Source organism: Pseudomonas sp. Marseille-QA0332, assembly GCF_054950175.1.
On sequence record NZ_CM143106.1, the window covers coordinates 986,195 to 1,002,901 of the forward strand.

General features: G+C 65.8%; 14 protein-coding genes and 2 riboswitches. Of the genes, 7 read left to right on the forward strand and 7 right to left on the reverse strand.

The window, feature by feature from the left end:
- From ACY8GK_RS04835 to ACY8GK_RS04845, 3 genes are all read right to left on the reverse strand, one after another.
- A complete protein-coding gene (locus ACY8GK_RS04835) occupies positions 1-615 on the reverse strand; it encodes a response regulator transcription factor (RefSeq protein ID WP_196174822.1) in 615 nt (204 codons plus the stop codon).
- A 449-nt stretch (positions 616-1,064) separates the two neighbouring features.
- On the reverse strand, positions 1,065-1,814 hold the full coding sequence (gene cobM, locus ACY8GK_RS04840; protein ID WP_462402458.1) for a precorrin-4 C(11)-methyltransferase: 750 nt from the start codon (positions 1,812-1,814) through the stop codon (positions 1,065-1,067).
- A gap of 27 nt (positions 1,815-1,841) precedes the next feature.
- Positions 1,842-2,273 carry a cobalamin biosynthesis protein gene (locus tag ACY8GK_RS04845; protein ID WP_462402459.1) on the reverse strand — a complete coding sequence of 144 codons (432 nt, stop codon included), beginning with the start codon at positions 2,271-2,273 and terminating at the stop codon, positions 1,842-1,844.
- A gap of 234 nt (positions 2,274-2,507) precedes the next feature.
- Positions 2,508-2,722: riboswitch (cobalamin riboswitch) on the reverse strand.
- 115 nt (positions 2,723-2,837) lie between these two features.
- A riboswitch (cobalamin riboswitch) is annotated at positions 2,838-3,036 on the forward strand.
- 96 nt (positions 3,037-3,132) lie between these two features.
- Between ACY8GK_RS04845 and cobW the strand changes: the two genes are divergently transcribed.
- The 4 genes from cobW to ACY8GK_RS04865 all read left to right on the forward strand — a co-directional run bounded on the left by cobW (position 3,133) and on the right by ACY8GK_RS04865 (position 9,669).
- Positions 3,133-4,200 (forward strand): cobalamin biosynthesis protein CobW, encoded by a 1,068-nt coding sequence (gene cobW / locus ACY8GK_RS04850; RefSeq protein ID WP_462402460.1) that lies wholly within the window; start codon positions 3,133-3,135, stop codon positions 4,198-4,200.
- Between the two features lie 3 nt (positions 4,201-4,203).
- Positions 4,204-7,965, forward strand: a complete 3,762-nt coding sequence (cobN, locus tag ACY8GK_RS04855; RefSeq protein WP_462402461.1) for a cobaltochelatase subunit CobN — start codon at positions 4,204-4,206, stop codon at positions 7,963-7,965.
- 1 nt (position 7,966) lies between these two features.
- Positions 7,967-8,968 (forward strand): ATP-binding protein, encoded by a 1,002-nt coding sequence (locus ACY8GK_RS04860; protein WP_196174817.1) that lies wholly within the window; start codon positions 7,967-7,969, stop codon positions 8,966-8,968.
- A 116-nt stretch (positions 8,969-9,084) separates the two neighbouring features.
- Positions 9,085-9,669, forward strand: coding sequence for a vWA domain-containing protein (locus ACY8GK_RS04865; RefSeq protein WP_230375323.1), 585 nt, complete (start codon positions 9,085-9,087; stop codon positions 9,667-9,669).
- Positions 9,670-9,807: 138 nt separating this feature from the next.
- Here ACY8GK_RS04865 and ACY8GK_RS04870 read toward each other — a convergent pair whose 3' ends face one another.
- Positions 9,808-10,074 (reverse strand): hypothetical protein, encoded by a 267-nt coding sequence (locus tag ACY8GK_RS04870; protein WP_196174816.1) that lies wholly within the window; start codon positions 10,072-10,074, stop codon positions 9,808-9,810.
- Positions 10,075-10,348: 274 nt separating this feature from the next.
- On the opposite strand from ACY8GK_RS04870, the gene ACY8GK_RS04875 reads away from it, so the two are divergent.
- Positions 10,349-11,680, forward strand: a complete 1,332-nt coding sequence (locus ACY8GK_RS04875; protein ID WP_462402462.1) for a sigma-54-dependent transcriptional regulator — start codon at positions 10,349-10,351, stop codon at positions 11,678-11,680.
- Positions 11,681-11,695: 15 nt separating this feature from the next.
- Here ACY8GK_RS04875 and ACY8GK_RS04880 read toward each other — a convergent pair whose 3' ends face one another.
- From ACY8GK_RS04880 to pnuC, 3 genes are all read right to left on the reverse strand, one after another.
- Complete coding sequence (locus ACY8GK_RS04880; RefSeq protein WP_462402463.1) at positions 11,696-13,894, reverse strand: LTA synthase family protein; 2,199 nt, start codon at positions 13,892-13,894, stop codon at positions 11,696-11,698.
- Between the two features lie 81 nt (positions 13,895-13,975).
- Complete coding sequence (locus ACY8GK_RS04885; RefSeq protein ID WP_462402464.1) at positions 13,976-14,524, reverse strand: AAA family ATPase; 549 nt, start codon at positions 14,522-14,524, stop codon at positions 13,976-13,978.
- Complete coding sequence (gene pnuC, locus ACY8GK_RS04890) at positions 14,521-15,087, reverse strand: nicotinamide riboside transporter PnuC (protein ID WP_462402465.1); 567 nt, start codon at positions 15,085-15,087, stop codon at positions 14,521-14,523. The genes ACY8GK_RS04885 and pnuC overlap by 4 nt, the downstream gene beginning before the upstream one ends.
- Positions 15,088-15,409: 322 nt before the next feature.
- Here pnuC and ACY8GK_RS04895 point away from each other — a divergent pair, with 322 nt between their 5' ends.
- Together ACY8GK_RS04895 and ACY8GK_RS04900 are read left to right on the forward strand one after the other, a co-directional pair.
- The gene (locus ACY8GK_RS04895; RefSeq protein WP_462402466.1) at positions 15,410-16,240 is read left to right on the forward strand and encodes an undecaprenyl-diphosphate phosphatase; all 831 of its coding nucleotides are present in this window, start codon (positions 15,410-15,412) and stop codon (positions 16,238-16,240) included.
- A gap of 1 nt (position 16,241) precedes the next feature.
- The gene (locus tag ACY8GK_RS04900; RefSeq protein WP_196174810.1) at positions 16,242-16,670 is read left to right on the forward strand and encodes a DUF1294 domain-containing protein; all 429 of its coding nucleotides are present in this window, start codon (positions 16,242-16,244) and stop codon (positions 16,668-16,670) included.
- Positions 16,671-16,707: the final 37 nt, after the last annotated feature.

Here is a 16,707-nt window from a genome sequence, read left to right on the forward strand (position 1 = left end):
TTAGGTCACCTGGTTGCGCTTGGCCAGGTCGACCATTTCCACCAGCGATTCGGTCTTGAGCTTGTCCATGATCCTGCCTCGGTAGGTGCTGATGGTCTTGGCGCTGAGGTTCATGCGCTCACCGATGTGCTTGTTGTTCTCGCCGCGTGCGAGCCGGCGCAAGACCTCCACCTCGCGGTTGGAAAGGCTGGCCAGTCGGTCGTTCTCGCTTTCCAAGGTATTGCTGTTGACCGACATCTGCGGAAAGGTCGAATAGCCCTTGAGCAGCGCCTTGAACGCGAACACTACCGCATCGAGGTCTTCGTCCTTGTTGACGAACGCCGCGATGCCGGCATCCAGGCAGCGGCGCACGTACAGGTCGGCCGGTTGACCGGTCAGCACCATGATGCGTGGCGGCGGTTCCATCTGCTTGAGGCGCTTGATCACTTCCATGCCTTCGAGCTTGGGCAGCGCGATGTCGAGGATCACCACGTCAGGCTTCAACGTGCGGGCCATGGTCACGGCTTCGCTGCCGTCGCAGGCCTCTCCGACGATGATGAAGCGTTCGCGCTCGAGCAGCATGCGTACCGCCAGGCGCACGGTGGGGTGGTCGTCCACCACCAGCACAGTTGTCATGAGAAACTCCTGTCGGAAATTCATCCGTTTCCCGAGTTATCCAGGAAACTATCTGTCAGTAACTGCTTACAGTGCGGCGCACGATACGTCGAATCCGCGGTATTGATAATGGCTAGCATAGAAATGTTGAAAAAGAAGGGCGGTTTTGTAGAAAAATCCTACAAATTATTCGCCGGCCGAGATCGTTACCGCGCCGGGCAGAGGCCACCAGGAACGCCGAGGCTGGCCGGGGGCTCTGCGCCAGGTCGGCGCCATGCGGCCATAGAGGCCGCGGCCTGGGCTGTGCGGGAAAGTGTCTGAACGGCGATCACACCATGTTGCAAGCAGGCTCGAATGCTCGTCTACCAAGCGTGAGCGCGTCGTCCTGCCTGGTTTCGCCTTGCCTGGGCGCCGCTCGGCGACTTCCCGCACGAACACTGTGACAGGGCATCCGGCGAGTGCGGAAAAACCTAGCCGGGCCGGTAGAGATGGGCATGTCCGGCGCGGTACAAGGCGGATTCGGAAAAGGGCGCGTCCCCCAGGACGTGGCCGACCAGAATCAGCGCGGTGCGCCGAAATCCCTTGGCGCGTACCTGTTCGATGATGTCCGCCAGCGTGCCCCTGGCCCAGTCCTGGTCTGGCCAGGTTGCCCGATGCACCACCGCGACAGGACAGTCACGCCCGTAGAACGGCAGCAGCTCGGCAACGATGCGCTCGAGATGCCGCACGCCCAGGTGGATGGCCAGCGTGCTGCGATGTCTGGCCAGGTCTGCCAGGGCCTCGCCTTCGGGCATTGGCGAGCTGTCGCCATAGCGCGTGAGGATCACCGTCTGGGCGATGTCGGGTAGGGTCAGTTCGCAGCCGAGCAGGGCGGCGCTGGCAGCTGTCGCGGTGACGCCAGGAATGATCTGGTAGTCGATTCCCAGTGTTCGCAGATGCCGGATCTGCTCGCCGATGGCCCCATACAGGCTCGGGTCGCCGCTGTGTACCCGCGCCACGTCCAGGCCTTGGGCGTGGGCATCGCGCATCGCCTCGACGATCTGCTCCAGGTGCAGTTCGGCGCTGTTGATCAGCGTGCTGGCCTGGTGCCCCTCGAGCACCTGGGCTGGAACCAGCGAACCGGCATAGATGATCACCGGGCAGCGACGAATGAGCCGCTGCCCCTTGACCGTGATCAGTTCGGGGTCGCCGGGGCCGGCACCGATGAAGTAGACCGTCATGAAAAGTCCTTGCAGGCAAAGCGGCCATTATCTGGCAAAAGGGGCATTGCAGGCCAATGCCAGCGTCGCTTGGCCAGCGCTCTGGCGCGGCACCAGCAATTGGGCCGAGCCGCATGCGCGCGTGGCCACGGCCAGCGCTGCGCTTTCAGCGATGCCCCAGCAGCCCGTGTGCCGCCAGGCAGCGCTGGAGCGATGGCTCAGGGAGGCTTCGAAAGCGGCCAGGTGCAAGCTGCCGAAACATTCGAACGGTATGTCCAGGCGTGCGGCCAGCATCAGCAACCCCGGCTCGCCGATCTTCAGGTCGATGCTGGCCAGGCCTTCGAGCGCCCGCAGTGGCAGCGCATGCGCCTCGAGGGTCGATCGCAGCAGGTCGATCAGAAGATCGGCCGGGCAGCCTCGGCGGCAACCGAATCCGGCGAACAGCCTGATTCCTGGCCAGGCCGTCTCGGCGGTGGGCATGAACGCTTTCCTCTGCTGGGTGGCGGATGACGAGCAGGCGCGGCATGGCCGGGCCAATGCTCCAGGCCGAAGCGAGCGCCTGCCCAGCGCGGGTTTTCCAGGCTTTATACGAAAGTGCCTACGCGACGATCAGGCTACGTTGAAAACAGGCTCGGAATGTTCATTTACAACAGTAAGCTCCGCTTGCTCGCCTGTTTTCGCCTTGCCTGATCGCCGCTCGGCGACTTTTCGTACAAAGCCCAGGGGCGTCAGGCCGATCTGCGGGCTGGCGAGCAGGAGCATCGCTCCTGGAAACGTCGCCTTCGCGTGTCGGCAGGACACGGTGGCCTTGACGTTTCGCTCGCTGACCGTTGCGGGGCAGCACCGGCGGCGTCCGGCCCGCAGGGGCGCGTGACGCACCGGTTTCCCGTTTCACCCTTGGCAGGGCCGCTTGACGCGATGGCGTAGCAGACCACGCGCCCGGGGCGCCGTCAATCGGTAGTCGGACACCGACGCCGAGCGAGCGCCGGACGCGCCGATCGCAGCGCGAGGGTCGCTCGAAGTTGACCGCTCGCCGGGCACTGCGTAGCCTTGCCGCTTCGAGGTTCTCCGACCTGCGTCGGAGCTAAGACGGGAACGCGGTAGAAGCCGCGGCTGCCCCCGCAACTGTAGTCACCGCAACAGGACCCTCCGGGCCACTGCACGCAAGCGCGGGAAGGCCTGGTCCGACCGGCCAGGGCTGGTAGGTGCAAGCCAGGAGACCTGCCTCGACACGTTCGCGACTTCAACCGGGCGGGGTGACCCGGTGACGAGCCAGCCCGGCCTCATGGCGCCAGGGCCTGTCGTCCCGCATGCCCGCCATCCTGCCAAGGGCATCGACATGAAAACACTGGCCAAGCTTCCCGTCACCATCGTCACCGGCTTTCTCGGCTCGGGCAAGACCACGCTGCTGCGGCATATGCTGGATAACGCCCAGGGACGGCGGATCGCCGTGATCGTCAACGAATTCGGCGAGCTGGGCATCGACGGCGAGATCCTCAAGCAGTGCAGCATCGGCTGCACCGAGGAGGAGGCCAGCGGGCGCGTCTACGAGCTGGCCAATGGTTGCCTGTGCTGCACCGTGCAGGAGGAGTTCTTCCCAGTCATGCGCGAGCTGGTTGCCCGGCGTGACGATCTCGACCATATCCTCATCGAGACCAGCGGCCTGGCCTTGCCCAAGCCGCTGGTCCAGGCGTTCCAGTGGCCGGAAATCCGCAATGCCTGTACGGTCGACGCGGTGATCACGGTGGTCGACAGTCCTGCCGTGGCCGCCGGCACCTTCGCGGCCTATCCCGAGCAGGTCGATGCCCAGCGCAAGCTCGATCCGAACCTGGATCACGAGTCGCCACTGCACGAGCTGTTCGCCGACCAGCTGGCGAGCGCCGACCTGGTGGTGCTGAACAAGGCGGACCTGATCGACGCCGAGGGCCTGGCCAAGGTCCGTGCCGAAGTGCTCGAGGAACTGCCGCCGGCGGTCAAGGTGATCGAGGCCAGTAGTGGCCGACTGCCGCTGGAGGTACTGCTGGGGGTGGGCGCCGAGTCCGAGGTGCACATCGACGCGCGGCGTACCCATCATGACAGCCACCACGATGACGAAAGCCATGACGCGCATGACCACGACGCTTTCGACTCGATCTCCATCGACCTTCCGCCAGCCGACGAGCGTCGTCTGCTCGACGCCTTGTCGGGCCTGGTGGTGGAGTTCGGCATCCTGCGCGCCAAGGGCTTCGCGGCCATTCCCGGCAAACCCATGCGCCTGTTGATCCAGGGCGTGGGGACACGTTTCGACAAGCACTTCGACCGTGCCTGGGGGCCGGACGAGCCACGTGTCACACGCCTGGTGCTGATCGGCCAGGCACTCGATGCGACGCTGCTCGAGGCGCGCCTGCGCCAGGCCCTGGAGGCCTGATCGATGCACCTGCTGCGGACCCAGCCCGGCGGCTTCGTGCCGGATGACAGCATTGCCGATCTCGGCCAGACACCGGCGGACCTGGTGATCCTGTGCAGCGGCGACTCGCACCTGGCGCTGTTGGCCGAAACCGCCGAACGGCTGCCGGACGATTATCCGAGCCTGCGCCTGGCCAATCCGATGCAGGTGCAAAACCATGCCTCGGTCGATCTCTACGTCGATCAGGTCCTGCAACACGCCAAGCTGATCCTGGTCTCGCTGCACGGTGGTGTCGGCTACTGGCGCTATGGCGTCGAACGACTGGTGGAACTGGCCAGTCGAGGGGTCGAGCTGATCATGGTGCCCGGCGACGACCGGCCTGACCCGGAGCTCACCGACCTGGGCACGGTCCGTGGCGCCGAGGCCGAGCGACTGTGGCATTACCTGCGCCAAGGCGGCAAGGGCAATGCGCTGAACCTGTACCGCTGCCTGGCCAGCCTCTGGTTGCAGCGCACCTACCCGTGGGAAGAGCCGCAGGCATTGCCGCGCACCGTGGTGTATCACCCGGTCGAAGGCCGTGCCGGGCTGCAGGACTGGTATGGCCAGTGGCATCGACGACAGCCCGTGGCGCCGATCCTGTTCTATCGTTCCCATCTCCAGGCGGCCAACACCGCGTTCATCGACCGTTTCTGCGAGCGTCTCCAGGCTGCCGGCCTCAACCCCTTGCCGATCGCGGTGGCGAGCCTCAAGGAAGCGGCCTGTCTGGCGCAGGTCGAGGACTGGCTGGACGAGGTCGGCGCCGAGGTGCTGATCAATACCACCGGGTTCGCCCTGTCCAGCCCCGAGCGTCCGAGCCTGCGACCGCTGCGCCGGGACATCCCGGTGTTGCAGGCGATCTGTGCCCAGGACAACCAGCTTGCCTGGGAAGCCAGCGAACAGGGCCTGGGCGCGCGTGACCTGGCCATGCACATCGCCCTGCCGGAGCTCGACGGACGGATCATCGCCCGGCCGGTCAGCTTCAAGGACCTGGCCTGGCGCAGTGAGCGCAGCCAGTCGGACGTGGTGTGCTACCGCGCCCATGCCGAGCGCATGGATTTCGTCGCCGAGCTGGCCCGCCGCTGGGTCGAACTGGCGCGCCTGCCCAACGAGCAGAAGCGTATCGCCCTGGTGCTGGCCAACTATCCGACCCGTGATGGACGCATCGGCAACGGCGTCGGGCTCGATACGCCCGCCGCTGCGCTGAACATCCTCCAGGCGCTGCAGGCCGAAGGCTACCCAGTGGCCGGCCTGCCGGACAGTGGCACTGCCTTGGTCCACGCGCTGCTCGGCGGGGTGACCAACGACCTCGAACACCTGGACCTGCGCCCGTGCGGGCAGAGCCTGGCCTTGGCCGACTATGCCCAGGCCTTCGCCCAGTTGCCACAGGCCAACCAGCGTGCCGTGCTCGAGCGCTGGGGCGCGCCGGAGCAGGATCCGATGTGCCGCGATGGGCGGCTGATGGTGGCCGGACTGCGCTTTGGGCTGACTTTCGTCGGCATTCAGCCGGCACGGGGCTACCAGATCGATCCCAGTGCCGTCTACCATGACCCGGACCTGGTGCCGCCGCATGGCTACCTGGCCTTCCATTTCTGGCTGCGCCACGCCTATGGCGCCGATGCCGTGGTCCATGTCGGCAAGCACGGCAACCTCGAGTGGCTGCCGGGCAAGGGCGTCGGCCTGTCGGCGCAGTGCTGGCCGGATGTCCTGCTCGGGCCGCTGCCCAACGTCTACCCCTTCATCGTCAACGATCCCGGTGAAGGGGCCCAGGCCAAGCGCCGGACCCAGGCGGTGATCATCGACCACCTGATGCCGCCGCTGACCCGCGCCGAGACCTACGGCCCGCTGCGCGAGCTGGAACGACTGGCCGACGAGTACTACGAGGCCCAGCTGCTCGATCCGCGGCGGGCGCGTGAGTTGCAGCGCGAGATTCTCACGCTGGTCAAGGCCAACCACATCGACCGCGAGCTGCAGCTCGAAGACCAGCTCGACGATGCCGCTGTCTGGCTGCCAAGGCTCGATACCTATCTGTGCGACCTGAAGGAGTCGCAGATTCGTGATGGTTTGCACGTATTCGGCCAGTCGCCGCAAGGACGCTTGCGCGACGATACGCTGCTGGCCCTGTTGCGGGTACCGCGCGGCGATGGCCGGGGCGGCAACGCCAGTCTGATCCGCAGCCTGGGCCAGGTGCTGGCGCCTGGCTTCGACCCGCTGGACTGCGACCTTGGCCAGCCTTGGGAAGGCGCGCGCGCGGCGCTGCTGCTCGAGCAGGGCGTGGACCCATGGCGCACCTGCGGCGATACCCGCGAGCGTCTCGAGCGCCTGGCCCTGGAGTTGATCCGACAGGCGCTCGCAGGGCGGCTGCAGTTGCCGGTCGCGCCAGCATGGCAGCCAGTGGTCGATGTGCTGCAGGCACTGGTCGAGGACTTGGCGCCGACCCTGGACGCCTGTGGCGCAACCGAGATGGGCGGTCTGCTGGCGGCTCTCGCCGGGCGTTTCGTACCCGCCGGGCCGAGCGGCGCACCCAGTCGCGGGCGGCTGGACGTGCTGCCGACCGGTCGCAACTTCTATACGGTCGATGTACGCAATCTGCCGACCACCACGGCATGGCGTCTGGGTTTCGCCTCGGCCAACCTGATCCTCGAGCGACACCTGCAGGAGCATGGCGATCACCTGCGCCAGCTCGGCCTGTCCGTCTGGGGCACGGCCACCATGCGCACCGGTGGCGACGATATCGCCCAGGCCCTGGCACTGATGGGCGTGCGGCCGGTGTGGGCCAATGGCAGCCAGCGGGTCGATGACTTCGAGATCCTGCCGTTGGGCTTGCTCGATCGGCCACGGGTTGACGTGACCCTGCGGGTTTCGGGGTTCTTCCGCGATGCCTTCGGCAACCTGATTCGCCTGTTCGATGCCGCGGTGCAGGCCGTGGCGGCCTTGGACGAGCCGGCAGACCTCAACCCGCTCGCGGCCAAGGTTCGTCATGAGCGCCAGGCGTTGCTGGCCGAAGGGCTGCCGCCCGAGCGGGCCGCGCGCGAGGCCGGCTGGCGGGTGTTCGGCGCCAAGCCGGGCGCCTACGGGGCGGGCGTGCAGAATGCCGTGGAGGGCCGACTCTGGCACAGCCGTGCGGACCTTGCCGAGGTGTATCTTAATCACGGCGGCTACGCCTATGGTGGCAGCGACGAGGGCACGCCGGCCCGGGCGCAGTTCGCCCGGCGCCTAGGCCAGGTCCAGGCAGTGCTGCAGAACCAGGACAACCATGAGCATGACCTGCTCGATTCCAACGACTACTACCAGTTCCAGGGCGGCATGCTTGCCGCCGCGCACACCCTGGGGGGTGGCGAAGTGGTCGGCTACCATGGCGACCACAGCCAGGCCGACCGGCCGCGCATCCGCACCTTGAAGGAAGAACTCAACCGTGTCGTGCGCGCCCGTGCGCTCAACCCCAAGTGGATTGCCGGCGCCAGGCGCCATGGCTACAAGGGCGCCTTCGAGATGGCGGCAACGGTCGACAACCTGTTCGCCTTCGACGCCACCACCGGGCTGGTCGACGATCATCATTACCAGGGCGTGGCCGAGGCCTATGTGCTCGATGCCGAAAACCGCGCCTTCTTGCAGCAGCACAACCCCGAAGCCTTGCGCGACATCACCGAGCGCCTGCTCGAAGCCCAGCAGCGCGGCATGTGGCAGGCTCCGGGGGCCTATCGCGATGCTCTCGAGGAACAATTGCTCGAAGGCGAGGAAGATGCCTGAAATGAACGAACCCCTGCTGTTTCCACTGGCCGCGGTAGTCGGCGCCGATGCGCTGAAGCTGGCGCTGTGCCTGACGGCAATCGATCCCAGGATCGGCGGCGTACTGATCGAAGGACCGCGCGGCATGGCCAAGAGCACCCTGGCCCGCGGCCTGGCCGATCTGCTGGGCGAGGGCCCGTTCGTGACGCTTCCGCTTGGCGCCACCGAGGAGCGCCTGGTCGGCACGCTCGACCTGGATGCGGCGCTCAGCGAAGGGCGGGCGCGCTTTTCCCCAGGCGTGCTGGCCCAGGCCGATGGCGGCGTATTGTATGTCGACGAGGTCAACCTGCTGCCGGACGCCTTGGTCGACCTGTTGCTGGACGTGGCGGCCAGCGGCACCAATCGCATCGAGCGCGACGGTATTTCCCACCGTCACGCCGCGCGCTTCGTGCTGATCGGCACCATGAATCCGGAAGAAGGCGAACTACGCCCGCAACTGCTCGACCGTTTCGGCCTGAACGTGGCGCTGGAAGGCCAGCCCCCACCCGCCGAGCGCCAGCAGATCCTACGCCGGCGCCTGGCCTTCGACAGCGATCCGCAGGCGTTCCTGCTTCACTGGCAGGACGCCCAGAGGCAACTGCGCGAACGTTGCCAGGCCGCCCGTCAGCGGCTGACGAGCATTGCCCTGGATGATCCGACCCTGGCCCAGATCACCGAACGCTGCTTCGCGGCGGGGGTCGACGGCCTGCGCGCCGACCTGGTCTGGTTGCGTGCCGCCCGTGCCCATGCGGCGTGGCGAGGCGCGCCGTGCATCGAGACACAGGATGTGGAGGCCGTGGCGGAGTTCGCCTTGCGTCACCGGCGTCGCGCGCCGCTTGCCGAATCGCCCGCGCCTGAACCTCCAGCCGCTGGCTCGACGCCACGAGACGAGCAGGGCGGCCAGGGCGACTGGGGCGCCTTGCCGGCGCGCCCGGTCGCCAGCGGTCCGCGACGCGAGGTGCCGAACTGGGCAAAAAAGCCCTGAGCATCCGCCGTCAGATCAGCCAGGCGGATGCGCGGCCTCGCGCCGGAAAGTCGACCAATACCACACGCGGCCGGGCGGGACGTGCCGGCCAGGGCAAGGTCGCCTGGGCGCGCACCTTGCTCAACGGCCGTCCGCGCCAGGTCCAGGACTTGCACTGGCAACAGCGCAGCGCACGTGGTACGGAACTGTGGCTGGTGATCGTCGATGCCTCGGCGTCGACTCGACGCCACCAGGCCCTGGCCATGGCCAAGGGCTTGCTGGCCGAGTGTTTCGACCAGGCCTATCGGCAACGGGCCCGGCTGGCCCTGCTCACGGCCAGCGGCAACGCGCCGCGTTGGCAGCGACATGGCCTCAAAGCCTCGGCGGCGCTGCAACCCTGGCTGCGGCAGCTGGGCGCAGGAGGCGGCACGCCTTTGCTGGCGGCACTGGAGCAAGCGCGCCGTTGGCTGCATGCGCGGCAGCAACGGCACCCTGGCGAGGTGCAGCGTTGCTTGGTGCTGACAGACGGACGTCTGCCCCGCTGGCAGGCCGTGCAACCGATGCCCTGCGCCAGCCTGGTGATAGACATCGAGGCGGCGCCGGTGCGTATTGGTCGCGCCCAACTGCTGGCCGAACAGTTGCAGGCTGACTACCTGACGTTGCAACAATGCCAGGTGATGGCGACCGGTGGCCCGGCAAGTCCATGGCAAGGGCCTTCCTGACGGGGCTGGCCTCGTTCGAGCCCTGCCGCGGCTCTCTGCAAAGGCGAACCGCGCTGCAGTCTCCAGCCTCGGCAGGCCGCAAGCCCCGGCCGGGCCATCCTCTACCGGTGGCTTTGCAGGCCCCGCCAGCCGGTCACCTCACTTGGGCATCGACCAGGGATGCAAGTCATAGCCTTTCTCGCGCAGCTCGGCGCGGACTTGCTCGATCACCTGCCGCCATTGCGCCGGATCGGAGTAGGCGCTGCGAGACACTTGCTTGCTACCGATGCGGGTGCTGGTCCGGTCGATGACCGCAAGGCTCAGCTCGCCCGTGCCGTTGGGCGCATCCCAGGCAACGCACTGAAAGGGTTCGAAGGCATGGTCGGCAATCAGCAGTGCTTCGTTGACACGCAGCGGGGCATTCATGGTGTGGTCTCTCTGTAAGTCCCATACAGCGAAATGGAATCACGGCGGCCAAGCATGCCGGGGGCCGCCGTGGGGGTCATTGGTAGTGATGCTCGCTCTCGAGCGAGAAGTCACAGCAACCGATGTTTTTTTCACTGGCCATTCGTCGGCTCGACGACAAGAAACGGCGACAAACGGTAGTGGGTTTTTGACGTATCGTTGCTACTGTTAATTCGGGCGCTGCAACCTACTGTTTCTACGTAAAAAATCAAAATCTGGCGCCAAGGAAAAATTCATGTCGGAAGCTGCAGCGAACCGCCGTCTATTGATTGTCGACCCCTGTGATGAATGCCGTCAGCTCTTGCCCGATCTGCGCAGTGCCGGCTGGGACGTCACTTGCTGTACGTTCTCCCAGGCCCTGCAGCATGCCTGCGATGTAGGGCTGTTGCGCCTCCAGGCATCGCACCTGAGCGAGCCCGAGGCCGTCCAGACACTGATCGAGCGCAGTGATACCGAGTGGATCGCCGCCCTCAGCGCCGAGGAGCTGCGTCTGCAGAACGTGGGTGATTTCGTCTGCGAATGGTTCTTCGATTTCCACACCTTGCCCTTCGACCCGGCTCGCGTCCAGGTCACATTGGCTCGAGCCCATGGCATGGCTCGCCTGCGCAGCAAGGGCAGCGGGCCGGCCCGGGTCGACGAGCAGGCGCAGGAGCTGCTAGGCGAGAGCCGCTCGCTACGCGAGCTGCGCAAACTGCTCGGCAAGCTGGCTGCGGACGACTCGCCGGTACTCATTCGGGGTGAAAGCGGCTCCGGCAAGGAATTGGCCGCGCGGATCCTGCATCGACAGTCGCCCAGGCGGGACAAACCGTTCGTGACCTTCAACTGCGCGGCGATCCCGCAGGACATGGTGCGCTCGGAGCTTTTCGGTCACGAGAAGGGCGCCTTTCCCGGCGCCTACCAACGCAAGATCGGGCGAATCGAGGCTGCCGACGGCGGCATCCTGTTCCTCGATGAGGTCGCCGAGTTGCCGGCGGACCTGCAGGCCAGCCTGCTGGACGTGCTCGAGCATCACCACGTCCACCGTCTCGGCGGCGACCAGCCGATCCCCATCGACGTGCGGATCCTGTCCTCGACCCATGTGGACCTCGAAGAGGCCATCGAGAACGCTCGGTTTCGCGAGGACCTCTATCATCACCTCAATGTGCTGCAGGTCAGCACGACGCCCCTGCGCGAACGTCACGGCGACCTGGCGATGCTCGCCAATCACTTTGCCCGGTTCTACAGCCTGGAAACCGGCCGGCGCCCACGTTCGTTCAGCGACCGTGCCCTGGCGGCGATGGCACGCCACGACTGGCCTGGCAACGTGCGGGAGCTGGCCAACCGGGTTCGTCGCGGCCTGGTGCTGGCCGAAGGTCGGCAGATCGAGGCACAGGACCTCGGGTTGCAGGTGCTCGACAACGAGGACACACCGATGGGAACCCTGGAGGACTACAAGTACCGAGCCGAACACCAGGCGCTATGCGACGTGCTCAATCGGCACAGCGACAACATGAGCATCGCGGCGAAGGTGCTTGGCGTTTCGCGGCCGACGTTCTATCGACTGCTGCACAAGCACCATATCCGCTGAGCCGCAAGCCAGCCTTCAGGCTTGCGGCTGGTCGTCATCGGCCAGTGGTTCTTCCTCGCCAGGCAACGCGGTGATGACACTGAAGTCGCTGACTTCCACCGTGCCCGCGCCGTAGCCGAGCAGGTGGAACGAGAACGCCTTGCGTACGGTGGGGTTGTCGAAGGTGAACTCCATTTCCAGGGGGCTTTCGGCCGTCACCGGCATTTGTGCAGGTAGCCCCAAGGGCACATCCTGTTCGCTTTCCTTGGCCTTGAGCAGAATGTAGGCGGTGTGCCCAGGCTCGAGCGAGCGGACTTTCAGGCGCACACGAGTGTAGGAGCCTTCGGGCATTTCCAGGTACTGGGCGCCGATCAGGTTGTCGGCCCAGTCATCGCGCACGCGCGGCTGCAAGGGGATCGCGGCGGGGCCGCCGAACTGATAGCGCAGGTTCAGTGGCGTCTGCAGCAGCGAACGGTCGAGCGTCGTGGCTAGTGCCAGGATCCGGCGCCCATCGGCGCGGCTGCCGGGACCGAGATAACGTGCGCTGTCGGCGATGAAACCGCTGCTGGCGTAGCGGCGACAGCGCTGCTGGAAGTCGCATTCGGTGAACTGACCGTTGCCGTCATGGTAGCGCAGCTGGCCGTTGGTGAACGACATGATCTCGCGGCCGTTGCGATAGTCGCGCAGCAACGAGCGCCCACCCAGCGCGGCCGGAATGGGCAGTTCGAAATAGTCCAGCAACGAGGCGGCGAGGTCGATGTGGCCATAAGTACCGTGCTTGATGCGTGGCAGCGATGCCTGCTCCGGTGCCAAGGTCAGGTTGAACCCCCACGCCGAAGCCAGGCGCACGCCCTCTATGCCATGGGATTCGTCGGATGTGATCACCACCAGCGTATCGTCCACTACGCCCTGGCGCTCCAGCGCCTCGAGGAATTGGCCGATGGCATCGTCCAGGTAGGCCACTGCCGCCTGCTTGGCAGTGGCATGGCGCTGCAGGTACGTCTCGGGCGCGGAGTAGGGCTGGTGCGTGCCGACCGTGAGCAGGGTCAGCATCCACGGGCGTCGTTGCTGGCGAAGCTGGCCGAGGTAGTCCAGCGCGCCTTCGAAGAAGGCCTTGTCATCCTTGCCCCAGGGGAACTCCAGGTAATTGTCGTTGCGGAACCATTCCAGGCCGTGCACCGCATCGAAGCCGATGTGCGGCATGATCCGGTCCTTGGCCATGAAGCGCAGGCCAGCCCCTTGCAAGTAGTGGGTGCTGAAGCCGTTGCGTCGCAGTTGCTCCGGCAGGCACGCCTGGTTGCGCTCGCCCTGGGTCAGCAGTTCGACGCCCTTGGGCGTACCGTTGTCCAGCTTGTCGTAGTCGCCACACAGCATGGCGTACAGGCCACGGATGGTCTGGTGGGTATGCAGGACATAGTCGGGCGTGTTCATGCCGCGTTCTGCCCAGCGACTGAGGTTGGGCATCAGGTCGTCGTCGAAGCGACTGTGCAAGGCCTGGCGATTGGCGCGCAGGTAGGCGCCAGGAATACCCTCGAGGGCGATCACCAGCAAGTTTCGTGCACGGCCCCGCCCCTCGAACAGTCGCTCGCCGTCGAGATCGGCATGCGCCAGGCCGATGATCGATGGCGCCGCGCCAGGCGCGTCGAAGCCTGCCCAATCCTCGACGCGCTGCTGCAGCTCGCCGGTGCCGGCGGCGAGCAACTGATGGGAGAGGTTGAACTGGCGCCACTGGTCGGCATCCGAAGGTGCCAGGTGCTGGCCAGCCCAGTGCAGGGCGAACAGCAACGCCGGCACGGCCCACGCCTTGCGCGGCAGGTTGGCCGTGGTTCGCCCATGGTTGGCCTGCTGCGCGCAAGCCCAGCACAGCAGCGCGCTGGCCAGCAGCCAAGGTAGCCAAGGTCGGGACAGGGCTCCGCCGGTGGAATTCTGCATGAACTGCGGATCCAGCAGGTAGGTCAGGTCGCTACTGGCCGGCAGGCGTCCCACGGCGCTGACCAGTTCCACCGAGGCGACCAGCAGGCCGGCCCAAAGCAGCAGGACAGGCAGTGCCAGCCACCAGCGCAGCCTGTACAGCAGCAGGACCAGCAGGCTGCCAATGGCCAGGTCCGACAGATAGCCGAACGGGCTCGACCAACCCAGCAGCGCGCGCAGCGCCAAGGGTAGAAACAGCACCAGCCCGGCCAAGCTGGCAAGTCGGGCGCCAGGTCGGCGACACCAGGCAAGAACGTCCTTCACGCAAGCGATTCCTTGTTGTCATCAAGCAGACACATCGATGTGCTGGATGATAGCAGGGCAGCAAGCGCCGTCAGCGTGCGGTCACGACTTGCTGCAATCATCCGGCTCGAGGCCGAGCAGCCGTGCGACTGCCTCGCAGGCTTGCCTGCGTCGTTGCCTCCAATCGCCCTGAATGACTTGCAGGGGCTGGGCATGCGCTTGTAGCCAGCTCCGGCTGGCTTCGAAGAACGCCAGGCGCTTGTGCAGCTCAGGCTGGCAGCGCTGGCCGTCATCGACCCAGACGACGCCGCGTGGGTCGAGTAGCAGATGCAAGTCATAGCGGCGAGACAGCAAGGCCTGTTCGAGCCAGGATGGACAATCGGCGAACAGCGCCCGGCTCCAGAGCATGTTGCTCAGCAGGTGGGTATCGAGGATCAGCAATGGCGGCTGGCGCTGGCGCGCCTGGTCTTCCCAGGCCAGTTGGCCGCTTGCGATCGTGGGAATGTCCGCCAGGGAAGTATCGCGTCGTTGCTGGTCGATGAAATGACGTACGTACTCGGCGACCAACTGCCCGCCGAAGCGAGCCTGGAGTTCGCCGGCCAGCCAACTCTTGCCGCTCGATTCGGGGCCGCACAGCACGACTACCTTCATGCGGCGACCGGCGCGCACGGGCGCCGCCACTCCAGCCAGCCGCGTATGGCCAGCAGGGTGAACAGGGCGTACAAGGCGGCCGTGAGATACAGCGCCTTGTGCAGGAACAGCGCGACGAAGAGCACGTCCAGTACGCCCCATAGCAGCCAGCACTGCAAGCGTTTCTGCGCCATCCAGACCTGCGCGACCAGGCTGAAGCCGGTCAACGCCGCATCCAGCCATGGTTGTGCCGCGTCGGTCCAGGTGGCCATCGCCGCCCCTAGCGCCAGGCTGGCCAGCAGGCCCACACCCAGGCCCGCCGCTGCGGGCGCAGCGGACAAGCGCGTGACCTGGCGTACCTGCCGTGGCCGACCAGGCCGCGTCCACTGCCACCAGCCATACAGCTGCAATACGGCATAGACACACTGCAGCAGCATGTCGGAGTACAGGCGGACCCCATGGAAGATCCAGGCATACACCAGCACCATGACCAGCCCGACCGGCCAGCACCAGGGATTCTGCTTTACCGTAAGCCACACGGCCAGCACGCCGAGCGCGGCGGCGAAAATTTCAAGGCCGGACATCGGCGACCCTCTTGCGAAAAGGCGCGATTGTACCCCGAAGTCCGAATGTTCTGGAGGTGGGAATGTTTTCGTCAAAAAAATGACGATACGCACAAGGTTTCCTGACAACCTGCTGACCGTGTTGAAAAAATTACCTTGAATGGCCTGTCGGAATACCGGCCCTCTGCTAGCATCTTGGTCGCGGCAGATGAAACTTTCGCACCTGCTGAACTTTTGCGCTGGCGTTACTCCAACCTTCGCCGTAAAAAGGCGCGCCGCTTGCGGTAGCACACGCGAACCAGAACAAAGGGCCTGCCTTGTCGACAAGGCCCATGGGGGAATCATGGATTTATGGAGTGCCTTGCAGGCCATCATCCTGGGAATCGTCGAGGGGCTCACCGAGTTCCTGCCGATTTCCAGCACAGGACACCAGATCATCGTCGCCGACCTGATCGAGTTCGGCGGCGAACGGGCCATGGCCTTCAACATCATCATCCAGCTGGGAGCGATCCTGGCCGTGGTCTGGGAATTTCGACGCAAGATCCTCGATGTGGTGCTGGGGCTGCCTCGCGAGCGTAGCGCACGACGCTTCACCGCCAACCTGCTGCTGGCCTTCATGCCGGCGGTAGTGCTGGGCGTGCTGTTCGCCGACCTGATCCATCACTACCTGTTCAACCCCATCACCGTGGCGGCCGCACTGGTCGTTGGCGGGGTGATCATGCTGTGGGCCGAGCAGCGCAACCATCGCGTGGACGTCGATCACGTCGACCAAATGACCTGGAGCCATGCGCTGAAGATCGGGCTGGTGCAGTGCGTGGCAATGATTCCGGGTACCTCGCGCTCCGGCTCGACGATCATCGGCGGCTTGCTGTTCGGTCTTTCGCGCAAGGCTGCCACCGAGTTTTCGTTTTTCCTGGCCATGCCGACCATGGTCGGCGCCGCGGTCTACTCGGGCTACAAGTACCGGGAGCTGTTCCAGCCTGCCGACCTGCCAGTGTTCGCCATTGGCTTCGTGGTCTCGTTCATCTTCGCCATGGTCGCCGTGCGTGGTTTGCTGAAGTTCATCGCCAACCACAGCTATGCGGTGTTCGCCTGGTACCGCATCGCCTTTGGCCTGCTGATCCTGGCGACCTGGTTGTTCGGCTGGGTCGACTGGACCACGGCGCAAGGCTGACATGGCGCGTGTGCAAGCGGCTTCGCAGCCGCCCGTCAGGTATCTGCGGCTGAAACTGTTCGGCTTGCTGGGCTTGTGCCTGCTGCCAGGCATCGGGACGCTGCGCCTGGCAATGGGCGAGGGCGCCTGGCTGGTCCTGGCCGGCTATCCGCTGGCCAGCTTGGTCAGCCTGCTGTTGTACTGGCACGACAAACGGCAGGCCCGGACGCAGGCCCGGCGCGTTCCGGAAAGGCTCTTGCACGCCAGCGAGCTGTGCGGCGGCTGGCCAGGCGCGCTGTTGGCCCAGCAAGTGTTTCGGCACAAGACGCGCAAGCTGTCCTACCAATTGCCGTTCTGGGCCATCGTACTGCTGCACCAGGGCATCTGGGCCGGGTATCTCACGTTGGGCAGCGATGCCGTGCGGCATGCCTTGGCACCGCTGGCAGGGTGAGCCATCGCCAGCGCCTTGGACCTGCCTGCGCAGCCGC